At 46.6% G+C, this 12,342-nt stretch carries 9 protein-coding genes; 3 read left to right on the top strand and 6 right to left on the bottom strand.

Going from position 1 to position 12,342, the window contains the following annotated elements; translation table 11 throughout:
- Positions 1-17 precede the first annotated feature (17 nt).
- Positions 18-260 carry a Rho-binding antiterminator gene (locus J2X05_RS19195; RefSeq protein ID WP_310075647.1) on the top strand — a complete coding sequence of 81 codons (243 nt, stop codon included), beginning with the start codon at positions 18-20 and terminating at the stop codon, positions 258-260.
- 74 nt (positions 261-334) lie between these two features.
- On the opposite strand, the gene J2X05_RS19190 is transcribed toward J2X05_RS19195, so the two are convergent.
- The 5 genes from J2X05_RS19190 to J2X05_RS19170 form a co-directional block, all read right to left on the bottom strand.
- Positions 335-2,200 carry a M2 family metallopeptidase gene (locus tag J2X05_RS19190; protein ID WP_310075646.1) on the bottom strand — a complete coding sequence of 622 codons (1,866 nt, stop codon included), beginning with the start codon at positions 2,198-2,200 and terminating at the stop codon, positions 335-337.
- 18 nt (positions 2,201-2,218) lie between these two features.
- Positions 2,219-3,994 carry a peptide MFS transporter gene (locus J2X05_RS19185; protein WP_310075644.1) on the bottom strand — a complete coding sequence of 592 codons (1,776 nt, stop codon included), beginning with the start codon at positions 3,992-3,994 and terminating at the stop codon, positions 2,219-2,221.
- Between the two features lie 136 nt (positions 3,995-4,130).
- Positions 4,131-7,022, bottom strand: coding sequence for a TonB-dependent receptor domain-containing protein (locus J2X05_RS19180; protein ID WP_310075642.1), 2,892 nt, complete (start codon positions 7,020-7,022; stop codon positions 4,131-4,133).
- A 502-nt stretch (positions 7,023-7,524) separates the two neighbouring features.
- A complete protein-coding gene (locus tag J2X05_RS19175; RefSeq protein WP_310075641.1) occupies positions 7,525-8,310 on the bottom strand; it encodes a TIGR01458 family HAD-type hydrolase in 786 nt (261 codons plus the stop codon).
- 135 nt (positions 8,311-8,445) lie between these two features.
- Complete coding sequence (locus J2X05_RS19170; RefSeq protein ID WP_310075638.1) at positions 8,446-9,012, bottom strand: TetR/AcrR family transcriptional regulator; 567 nt, start codon at positions 9,010-9,012, stop codon at positions 8,446-8,448.
- Positions 9,013-9,139: 127 nt separating this feature from the next.
- On the opposite strand from J2X05_RS19170, the gene fabF reads away from it, so the two are divergent.
- On the top strand, positions 9,140-10,414 hold the full coding sequence (gene fabF / locus J2X05_RS19165) for a beta-ketoacyl-ACP synthase II (protein ID WP_310075636.1): 1,275 nt from the start codon (positions 9,140-9,142) through the stop codon (positions 10,412-10,414).
- Between the two features lie 62 nt (positions 10,415-10,476).
- Complete coding sequence (hisC, locus tag J2X05_RS19160) at positions 10,477-11,529, top strand: histidinol-phosphate transaminase (RefSeq protein ID WP_310075635.1); 1,053 nt, start codon at positions 10,477-10,479, stop codon at positions 11,527-11,529.
- Positions 11,530-11,604: 75 nt separating this feature from the next.
- On the opposite strand, the gene J2X05_RS19155 is transcribed toward hisC, so the two are convergent.
- Entirely contained in the window at positions 11,605-12,267 is a 663-nt protein-coding gene (locus tag J2X05_RS19155; RefSeq protein WP_310075634.1) for an STAS domain-containing protein, read from the bottom strand.
- Positions 12,268-12,342: the final 75 nt, after the last annotated feature.

Below are 12,342 nucleotides of genomic sequence, written 5' to 3'. Positions count from 1 at the left end.
TTGCGCGGATAAATAAAATGATCAGCTGCAACCAACACGACTATATCGAAATCGTCTGCATGTACCACTACCCGATTAAGCTCACGCTAAAATCGGGCGATATTATTCATGGAATTGCGCAGGATACACAGCGCAATGACAATCGCGATGAATGTATAAAAATTGATATAGATGGCGTGGAGCAGTTGGTGGTTTTGGAGGAAATTAAAATGTTGGAAGTTATGATGGAGAATACGCACCTGCAGAAAGTTACATTTTAATAAGAAAATTGTTTTAGCATTCAAAAAAAACGGCTGACAAATTATCAGCCGTTTTTAGTTTGACTCAACGTTTTTTACCAACCACACGCCTGCCCTTGATTTTCTTTTTCCAACCACTGCATCAACGGTGCGAAATAATCGATGATGGCGGAAGCATCCATTTGGCGTGTGCCTATGGCTTCCTCCAAAACATCTTGCCAGGGTTTGCTAGCACCAGCCGCGAGCATGGTTTGCAATTTGGCACCGGCTTCTTTGCTGTTGTAGATAGAGCATTCATGCAAAGGGCCTTTAAATCCAGCGGCATCGCACAGGGCTTTGTGAAATTGGAATTGTAAAATGTGTGCAATGAAATAGCGGGTATAAGGAACATTCGCCGCTATATGATATTTTGCGCCCGCGTCAAAATCTTGCTCGGTGCGCTCAACGGGAGCGCTAATACCTTGATATTTTGTGCGTAGTTCCCACCAGGTTTTGTTGTAATCTTCCGGTTTAATTTCACCGGAAAATACTTTCCAACGCCATTGATCAATTAATTTCCCGAACGGCAAAAATGCAATTTTTCCGAGCGCCAATTTCATTTGTTGGTTGATAACGGTTTGCTCGCTGCTTTCTGTACTTTCAATTAAGCCGATTGCATTTAAATAACCGGGCGTTATGGATAACACAATCGTATCACCAATTGCTTCATGGAAGCCGTCGTTAGCGCCGTTTTGAAACAGCATAGGTTTGTCGTTATACGCCAGATCATAATAAATATGGCCCAACTCGTGGTGGATAGTTTCAAATTCTTCGTCCGTGGGTTCTATACACTGCTTAATACGGACATCTTCTTTTGCATCCATCGTCCAAGCGCTTGCATGACACACCACTTCGCGGTCGCGCGGTTTGGTGAGCATGGAGTTTTTCCAGAAGCTGTCTGGCAGTGAGCGCAAACCTAAAGAAGTAAAAAAGTTTTCTGCAATTTTGGTAATCGCGATAGCGTCTTTATTTTGTTTTACCAATGCAGCGGTGATATCAAGATCGCCAACGCCGGGATAAGGTTCTACCAAATCATAAATACTGTCCCACTGTTGGCTCCACATGTTCCCAAGCAAATGAGCAGGAATGGGCTTATCCAGTGGTACTTTGTCTGCACCGTATTGCTTGGAAAGATCGGTACGCACCTTACAATGTAATGCTTTATACAGCGGCTCTACTTGTTGCCACAAACGCTCCACATCCGCTTCGAATTCATTAGCGGGCATATCGTAGCCAGATTTCCATGACGCGCCCAAATCACTAAACCCATAAGCGCGTGCACCACTATTGGCGATCTCCACATAGCGCTGATAATCGCCGCGATAGGCACGCGCAATACCGTGCCATCCAGTCCAGGCATCCACCAATTCGTTGTAATCGCGGCTTTTGGCGAGCACATCGGACAACTGATTTAAATCGCGGCAATTTTCTGTGCCGCTTTCAGGCTTACAATATTTTCCCGCACCATAGACACCTTCCATGTGCGTACCAATGCGCGCAAGTTCAGCGCGTGCTTCAGGAGTATCGGGCGGCAATAAGGTTTTGCCTTGGGTCATGTTGATATAGGCTTTTTTTGTTTCCGCCGACATAGGTGCATCTTTATAAACACGCGCTTCTGACAACAATTCTTTTTCCATCGCCATCCATTTTTCATTGGCTTTGGTGGCCAGCATCGCAGAATCATCATTCAGATAAGTGACATAAACCCACTGTGCAGCGTTGTATTCGTAATAATTATCGAGATAGGTTTTGTTTGCACCAGCAATAAATTCATCTACCGATTTAGTTGGCTTAGCAGGCTCCGCAGTAGCTTGATCGCTATTGGAAGGCGCCTTGCTGCAAGCAATTAAACCGCCAAACGCAATACTGGAAAGTGCAACACAAGAAAATAAAAGAGTGCGCAAGTTAACTTTGTTACTCATAAAATTTCCCATAAATAATTAATTAATTCCGCCCATACCGCGCTTCAGCAGTGGTGAAATTACCAACAAAAATAATCCGAACCCAACACCAACTAAGGCAAGATATTCAAATAGGCCAGTGTAAGTAACAAGCATGGCGGCGACATCTGATTTTTCTGCGGTGTCGATTGAAGCCAATTTGGACAAACGAGTTGCGAGAGTTTCTGAAAGCGCTGTAGCCACAAACCAAGTACCCATGCTCACACCCACAACACGAGGAATAGACAATTTAGTGACTGCTGATAATCCAATCGGCGATAAACATAATTCGCCAGTGCTATGACAAAAATACGCAAGCACAAACCACAGCGTCGCGACCTTGCCTAAATCATTTGGAAACTGCGCACCCAATACCAACGCACCAAAACCCAAGCCAGCAAAAATAGTACCTATCGCAAATTTTACGGGAGTGGACGGATTAAGGCCGCGCGCTGCCAACCAAGGCCAGAGCAGCGCAAAGGGAACCGCTAACAACATAATAAATGCAGGATTAAGTGCAGCAAATTGACTAGCGCCGATGGTTGTACCAAATACATCCCGATCGAGAACGCGATCTGCAAACAATGTCATTGATGCAGCAGATTGCTCAAACAGCGACCAAAAAACAATCGTTGATACAATCAATACCATCAAGACCAGCGTGCGCGTAAATTCAACACTGCGATGACGGGCAAAGCCGTAAAAAATAAATACCAGTAATGAAAGTAATGCAGCGTACAACCAATATTCCGTTGCATTATCAGAAACCTGGAACACATGATTTTGTGTAAGCACACTACCGATACCGACAAAAATAACGAGTGCGGTCAGAGTGAAGACTGATTTTTTAGATTGCCAAGGATTGGAGTGAAGCATGGCGTAAGCGAGTATGCCCACAACACCTAACAGCAAGAAAATATTTTGGGTGATATGTACAACCGGTTCACTTTGCACCAACCACCAGATCAATGGCAGTGCACCAATACTGGCGATATAAATCCACCACTCTTGTTTAATACCCACAAGTTTTGTGGCCAACCATTCCGGATTGGGAGATTCCGCATAACCTTTTAAATAGCGTTGGCCAAATAAAAACGTGATCAACCCAAGAATCATACCTACGCCGGCCAAACCAAATCCATATTTCCAGCCATAGGTTTCACCCAACCATCCGCACACGAGTGTCGCTACCAAGGCTCCGACATTAATGCCCATATAAAAGAGTGTGAAACCGGAATCGCGGCGCGGATCGTTTTCGGGATAAAGCTGACCGACGATTACCGAAATGTTGGGCTTTAAAAAACCCACGCCGATAACGATAAATGCAATTGCCGTATAAAACACATTGAGCGCAGCGGTATCCTGCTTGGTAACTTCATTGGCGAGCACGGTTCCCGCCGCTAACACTTCACCCGTTGCCAGCGTCAACGAATCCGTCAACACAGTACCAGCTGCGTAATACACAGCCTGCTGACCTTCGAATGCCATTAAAAAATGACCGATGGCTAATAAAATGCCACCAAATAAAACGGCACGACGCGACCCCAGATAACGATCCGCGATTAGCCCACCAATTACCGGCAAGGCATAAACCAATCCGGCGTATGCTCCCAGAATATCCAAACCCTGGTTATCAGAAAATAAATGGTATTTAGTGAGATATAACAGCAGGATAAATTTCATGCCGTAGAAAGAGAAGCGCTCCCACATTTCGGTCGCAAAACAAACGTACAGGCCTTTTGGATGGCCGAGAAAATCACCGCTAGTGTTGTTCATATTGGACATCTTTACTTATTGGTTTGTCGGTAGTGCAACTCTAGCCGTTCAGGAATAAAAAAACCACGCGCATTATCACTGCGCGTGGCCCCTATCGCACGGCTCAAAAGGTCGCACTTATTAAAAATCAAACTGCTTAAAAACGCGCATTAACTCCAATAAAGCCGGAACGCCCTATCGCATCATAAGTTGCCGGATAAGTATTACCGCTATTTTCTGCTGTACCACCGTACTCATTACCCACAATCGGAGGTTCTTTATCCATAAGATTATTAATGCCGGCCCGCAATTCAATCTGTTCAGTTAACGCATAGCTCGCAAACAAATCGAAATAATTATACGAAGGGATGGTAACCAACGCATATTCGCTCGCGTCCGCAGCGCCTAATGCAACCGCATCCTGTTTCAGACTATCAAGATATTGCCAGCGCAAGCTGATTGTTAATGCATCCATCGACCAACTCAATGTTTGCGTGATGCGCCATTCTGGATCGGGACGCAAGCATGATTTACCCACCAACCCAACACAGTCTACTGAAGGGAAAAGCGCAGCGTCCTGCTGGATATTTTCCATTACGTGAACCGCATTCAATCGATAATCCAACGCCCCGAGGGATGCCAGATCAAAACTGTAATCCGCGGTGATATCCACACCCTTGGTGCTGCGTTTGCCTGCATTAACGACTGAGGCATCAACCCCCGTTTCTGTGCCCGATAATAAAGTACCCGTCAATGGGCTACGATAAATTCTCGAACAGAACAAACCATCTGCATCCTTATCCAGCAAATAGCAGCCATCCATAATATTCTGTTCAGACAGCGCGAGAATAACGTTCTCGATTTCAATATCGTAATAATCCAATGACAGATTAAATGGAATTGATTCTGCACTGTACACCAGACCAATTGTAAGTGTATCCGCTTCTTCCGGGGTTAAGTCCGGATTGCCGCCGATATAGTTATTGGTCTGTCCAGCCTGAATACTATTGAACCCACCCACTTTACCCGCAGGCACGCCGGTTTGCTCGCAGAGCGTCACCAAGGCTGGATCACTAAGCGCATCATCCTCTGCACAATAATCAATATTAAGGTCACCCGTTGAGGGTGTACGCGGCAACCCAATTTCGGCGAGGTTTGGCGCACGCACGGCATGCTGGAATAAAGAACGGAAACGCAGCGCATCATTCACCGCCCATTCGCCACCAAATTTATAACTGGTATTGTCAAATTGGTTGGTAGTTGTATCACCAATAACTACCTCATTTTCGTAATCCGCAACGCGCACGGCTGCTTCTAATGCAATCGTTTCAGCGAAGGATACATTTTCCACCAGCGGCACGCGTACCTCGGCGAATAACTCATTAACTTTTAAACCGGCATCTACCGCCGAACTACCACCAAAGCCAACTGAGTTGGCCGAGGCGAGATTTTGGTCGGGCAAATTTTCTGCATCCTCTTCACGGTATTCTATACCCGCCGCAAATTCGATTGGACTCACGGCTGATGGGAAAGTAATTCCAGTTGCCCCCGAGACCGAGCCGCCCGCGATAAATTGATCAGTCTTATTATTTTCATTCAAATTAAAGCGAATAAAATTGGCCATTTCAGGCGTGATGGTATCAGGACCAAAATAATCTATAGGTACACAACCACCACTGGGATCCTGGCAGACGATATCGCCGGTATCAGGATCTGTCACCGCCAGCATGCCCTGTTGCGATTTATTGTAATCCACATCATTACGGAAATTTTGGGCGCGCGATGTGCGGCCTTTTTGTGCAAACACTTCCCAATCATAATCGTCGAATAACTTACCGCGCAAACCTGCCACAAATTGCATGGAGGTGTTTTCATAAAGTGAATCGCGTGTGCCCAACTCGTTTAAACGACGACCGAAAGCGATATCCACCAACCCATCGTTTTGTGCAGCACCCTCTTCAACTGCATCTAATTCTGCAAAAATGGCCTGATCTTGTGCACTTAAAAAGGGGTTGTCGATATTGAGTGAATAGGGGAAAAAGAAGGTGCCTGTGGGTGCGATAATCGTATCAATACGGCTATTTGCAAACGAAAAACGCGAGAAAAACTCTGTATCATCACTAATCGCGTAAGTGCCAATAACAGAGGCCGTGTATTTTTCCTGCGGGGTAACTAAAAGGTTGTAAGGGTTAAAGTTGAAAGGGCTTACATCGCTAGTGAGGTTGCCGTTATCGTCAAACTGCACTCCTGTATCAACACCTACACCAAACGCGGGAATATCAACGGCGGTATAAATAGTCCCATTGGGATGGGTCTCACTACCGCCAGGCTCCAACATATTGTCAAGCGAAAACTCTGAAAACCCTCGTTCACCTTGGTAGAGCGCGTCTTGTTTACTGTAAGACAAACTGGCAACCACATTGCCTTTGCCGTCATCCAAATTTCCACCAAAGGTTAAGCTGAAATCATCGCGCTGCGCATCACTTTCAAAACTGGACGAAGTCGCCACATCAAGTTCTACACCGCTAAAATCTTTTTTCATAACAAAGTTAACAACACCGCCGATCGCATCTGACCCATAGACCGCAGATGCACCGCCGGTCACCACTTCAACACGCTCGATCAAGGCAGTGGGAATCATCGCCAAATCAACAAAGCCGTTGTAATCATAAGGGACAAAACGCTTGCCATCGACCAACACCAGCGTGCGCTCTTCACCGAGGTTGCGCAAATCAACAGTTGCACCACCCTCATTACCATTGTTGGTATTGTTGCCGATAGCCGCAACAAAACGCGGATCATCGCGCAAAAATTCTTCCGGGTTAATAGTGTTAGTCATCCTCAGCTCTGCTGCATCAACAATAGCGATAGCACTGTTTGATGTTAAATCAGGTCGCTTGATACGCGAGCCAGTAACGAGGGTTTCTTCAATGTTGTCTTCTGCTGTTGGCGATTGCGCATAAACCGGCGCTGTCACGCCCATCAACATGCCCGCAACACCCAATGTAATGAACTGAATACTTAATGATAACTGATGTTTTTTATTCATTTACTCGCTCCCAAGAATAGTCCATTGAAAAATTACTACTTGATACACACGAAAAATGGCAGGAAATTCCTGACTAAAAGTCGCAATTAGAAAGTGGTAGCGAATCGTCTGACATAGCGGTTTCTTTACTGCACGATCACAGAACGATCCAGATAAACTTCACTTAAAAAATCCTTTTTGTAATTGCGGTTTTCATGCCAATTAGCTGCTATTTAACGAGCATTGCTAATTGCTACTGAATTTTGTGTAGGAATCTAGGTTTTTTTGGGAGTAATAGTTCAGCCAACATTCCAGATTTATTTATAATTTTTTACTGACATTGCTGTTTAGCTTAGTAGAAATTTTTTGGATGCACCATAACGCATCAAATAAATGCACAAAAAAAATCATCTATGGATTAAAAATGTGCACAGGACAACATTTGGAAAAGGCTAATTAATAAGAAGAAAGGAAAACTGAGGCGACACACTGAAAGATTTTCTCGTACAAAAAACCTGATCATTTAAGCGATTGCAGTCAACAATTCAGCAACCGAGCCTATAACGTAATCAGGCTTGATATCTGACTGCTCAAAATACACCTGACGAAACTTTCCAGTTTTAACTAAACAACCTTTTATTCCGATTAATTGCGCACCGCCCACATCGCTATCGATATCATCGCCGACCATCAATGCATTCTCTGCCTTTACCTTTGTAGAATCCAACACCAGCCGATAAAAATCGCGGTTGGGTTTACCCATAATACGGGCGGTTTTGCTGCTGACATATTCAAGGCCGGCAACAAAAAATCCTATATCGGCTTTCAATCCTTCACTGGTTTGCCAGAAGCGGCCTTTGTGCAGTGCAATTAATTCAGCACCACTGTGCATCACATTAAATAAACGATTGATCAGATGTAAATCCCAGCGGTCACCTATATCGCCCAGCACAATGTAATCCGGCTTTTTTTCATCCCATATAAATTCGGTGAAATCGGTTTTTATCGCATCTGCAACCAACGGCCAAATGCGCAGTGGCCGGGCGGCTTGCTGCTGTAAATTGCGCAATTCCAGGGTTGCGGCAACAGCAGCACTGATCAATTCATCGGCATGGAGTTGAAAACCCATCACCCGCAATTGCGCAACCAGTTCGTCTTGTGATTTTGTTGTGGTGTTGGTGATAAAACGCAGCGCGATACCGCGCTCGCGCAACTGCGCAAGGGCAGCAATAGCGCCAGGGATGGGTTGATTGCCGATATACAGAGTTCCATCCAAATCGAGCAGAATCAATTGCGGAAGATGCGACATTGGTTATCTCCTTCACCAGACACGGGTTCAACTGGAATGGATCAACTATAGACCGACTAAACTGCCCATTCAAAACATCATTCAAATACGCAACAAATGCACCAACTTGCATGGAAAAAATATAATCACTTTTTCTCAGTGCAAATTTTTATTCACCACGCGCAATATTTCTTCTGACCATTTTGGGTCATCCACTGCGCGTGCAATCACTTGGGCACCGACCAAAGTGGCCAGTGTTAATAACGCCTGTTCGCGTTTAGCCGCTTCAGTTTTGGTGGCGGGCAATAAATTCATCACTGCGTTGAGCAGGCGATTAAAACTTTGGGTGAATGCTTGTTTAATTGCGGGCGATTGACGCGCAGCATCTATTCCCAATGCAGCCATCAAACAACCGCTACCGGGATTATCGCGATGCCCGGTCGATAAGTAGCGCGCGATAAACGCTTTGTATTTCGACCCTTTCGTTGTTGCGTGCGCCGCTTCACCTTGCTCCAAAAGCTCATCTACGGCATATGCACAGGTCTGCGCCATCAAATCCTCTTTGGATGCAAAATGGCCATAAAAACCGCCATGGGTTAAACCCACTTTTTTCATTAGATCGGCTATACCAATGCCATCAAAACCTTTTTCGCGAAATAATTGCGCAGCTGTATGCAAAATTTTTCCGCGATTTTCTGCTGCTTGCTCTCTAGTTACTCTCATCGTTATTTCCGCTCACTGATAAAAAGGCGGCCTGCCTATGACCAAATAGTGTTTGACAGTATACATGACGACCATCATATAATTATAAATGACGACTGTCATGTATAAATTAACCGAGGAATATTCCATGAACCAGCAACCCCGCATTGTGATTACCGGAATGGGTGTAACCTCACCGCTCGGTTGCGGTATTGAGCCAGTGTGGCAGAGGTTGCTCGCGGGGAAATCAGGCCTGCGCAGCCTGCCCGATGACATGGTTAATGAGCTGCCCGCTAAAGTCGGCGGTGTAGTTCCCTCTATTGATGAAGATGCTGAAGCGGGCTTGAATCCGGATGCCATTGTCACCCCCAAAGACCAGCGCAAGATGGATCGCTTTATTTTGCTCGCGCTCGCCGCCACCGATGAAGCCCTGCAACAGGCGCAGTGGCAACCGACAACCACAGAGCAGCAGGAGCGCACAGCAACCATTATCGCCTCGGGTGTTGGCGGCTTTCCGGCGATCGCGGATGCGGTGCGCACCGCCGATACACGTGGCACGCGCAAGTTATCGCCTTTCACCATTCCCTCATTTCTAGTCAATCTCGCGGCTGGGCATGTCTCGATTAAATATGGCTTTAAAGGGCCATTAGGGGCACCGGTTACGGCATGCGCAGCAGGCGTACAGGCGATTGGCGATGCCGCGCGTATGATCCGTGCGGGCGAAGTAGATGTTGCGATTTGCGGCGGCGCGGAAGCCTGTATACACACTGTAAGCCTCGGCGGTTTTGCAGCAGCGCGGGCATTATCCTCAGGTTTTAATGACGAGCCGACGCGCGCATCGCGACCGTTTGATCGCGACCGCGATGGTTTTGTGATGGGCGAAGGTGCGGGGATTTTGGTGATTGAATCGCTCGACCATGCGCTAGCGCGCGGCGCACAGCCGATTGCGGAAATTGTCGGCTACGGCACCAGTGCCGATGCTTATCATCTGACATCGGGCCCGGAAGATGGCGACGGCGCAAAACGCGCGATGGAACTTGCCATCAAACAAGCTGGCATAAGACCCGAGCAAATCCAGCATCTCAATGCTCATGCGACCTCCACCCCGGTTGGCGACAAAGGCGAACTTGCTGCAGTAAAACGTGTATTTGGTGACGAGGAGAAGATAGCCGTGACTTCAACCAAATCAGCAACCGGCCATTTGCTCGGCGCCGCTGGTGGGATTGAAACTATTTTTACTGCGCTGGCTTTGCGCGACCAAATGATCCCGCCCACTTTGAATCTCGAACATAAGGATGATGCAGCTGTAGGTGTTGATATAGTTCACGGCAGCGCGCGCGCAGCGGTAATCGACTACGCCATCTCCAATGGCTTTGGTTTTGGTGGAGTCAACGCCAGTATTTTGTTAAAACGCTGGGTGTGAGCCGCGCGCCTCAACGCGTATACTGCGCACTCTTTTTTTGCTGCAACAGTTGAGGAGCAAGCATGTCGAAGTTTTGGAGTCAGGTGGTGCGCGAATTGGAGCCCTATGTGCCCGGTGAGCAGCCGCAAATTGAGGGCTTGATCAAGTTGAACACTAACGAGAGCCCCTACCCGCCCTCGCCCAAAGTGATCGATCTGATGACCCATGACGCCATCGACCGTTTGCGCCTCTATCCCGATCCCAATTCAAAAAAGTTGAAAAATACTATCGCCGGATATTATGGCGTGACAGCAGACCAAGTCTTTGTCGGCAATGGTTCGGATGAAGTGCTCGCGCTATTATTTATGGCATTTTTCCAGCAGGACAAGCCGCTGTTGTTCCCGGATATCAGCTACAGCTTTTATCCTGTGTACTGCAAATTATTTGGTATAGATGCGCAAACCATTCCATTGCGCGATGACTACACCATTAATTTCTCCGACTACGCCATCGCCAACGGCGGAATTATTTTCCCCAATCCCAATGCGCCTACCGCGATTGGTAAACCTCTGGCAGAAATCGAAGCGCTGCTGCAACGCAATACTGAATCGGTTGTCGTTGTCGATGAAGCCTACGTGGATTTTGGTGCGCAGACGGCGATTACATTAGTGGATAAATACCCCAATTTGCTTGTCGTACAAACGCTTTCCAAATCACGTTCACTCGCTGGAATGCGTGTGGGTTTAGCGATTGGACACAAAGATTTAATTGACGCACTTGATCGCGTTAAAAATTCATTCAACTCTTATCCGCTTGATCGTTTGGCAGAAGCCGCAACCGTAGTGGCATTTGAAGATGATGCCTACTTCAAAAGCTGCCGCGATAAAATTATCGCCACCCGCAATTGGACAGTTAAAGAGTTGGATAAGCTCGGCTTCAAGACACTGCCATCGCAAGCCAACTTTGTGTTCACCGAACCGGTCAGCAAAAACGCTGCGGATGTTGCGCAGTATTTGCGCGACCACAAAATCCTGGTGCGCTACTTTAACAAGCCCCGTATCAGCCAGTTCCTGCGTATCACCATCGGAACAGATGCAGAAATGCAAGCGCTGATCGATGTATTAAAAATGCTGTAATTTTTCTAAAAAAACGATGCCGTAAAAAAGCCCGAACGAATCGGGCTTTTTTATTGAATTTGAACACACAACGGTTTATTTGATTTCGGAAATCTGCGTATTTTCAATAGCAAAATATTTATCCATACCAGTCCAGTGCAACAACTGTGCTACCTCTTTATTACAATTGCATAGCTTGATTGAATCGCGCGCCGAACCTTTGCGCTCTTTAAATAACAGCAGCATCCCCAATCCGGTTAGACTTAATGCCGGTGTTTCATTGAGATTAAACTCAAATTCTTTTACATCGGCTGATTCAGAATCGTTTAGCAACCGACTCCACTCTTTGCGCAAATCATTATCAATATTGCCGTGAATGCTCACCCGCAAACCACGCCCGTTATTAATGCGCACCCAGTCCATACTGGCCGAATCAGAGAACGTAATAGGACCTGATGCGCTGGTAGCCTTTGAAGTCGCCACTTTTTTAGCTGGTACAGCAGCAGTGGTCTTGCGGTTCGCCTTAATCGGAACATGACCTCTGGGCATAGAAACCGATGCATTGGCAGCAGGCTTGGTCGGTTTGGGCTGGGATTTATCCACCCAATCATCGGGAACTACATCATCCCAACTACTTTCTACTTTGCCATCACCCACCACATCATCAATCACTTTGCCACTAGTGCGTTTAAGGCGCGCCTGCTCGTCATCGGCGCGAACAATTTTGCGTTCACCCACGAAGGGAACATGATGGCGCATGCAGTACTCCCGAAATGCCGTTAGTAGTTAACCTAATTTTAGTGCACGAATAGGCAAAAGCGAGTCAGTAGCGGC

This window comes from Cellvibrio fibrivorans, from assembly GCF_031457055.1.
In the GTDB taxonomy this organism is placed as follows: domain Bacteria; phylum Pseudomonadota; class Gammaproteobacteria; order Pseudomonadales; family Cellvibrionaceae; genus Cellvibrio; species Cellvibrio fibrivorans.
This window is presented reverse-complemented; position numbering and strand designations above follow the sequence as displayed.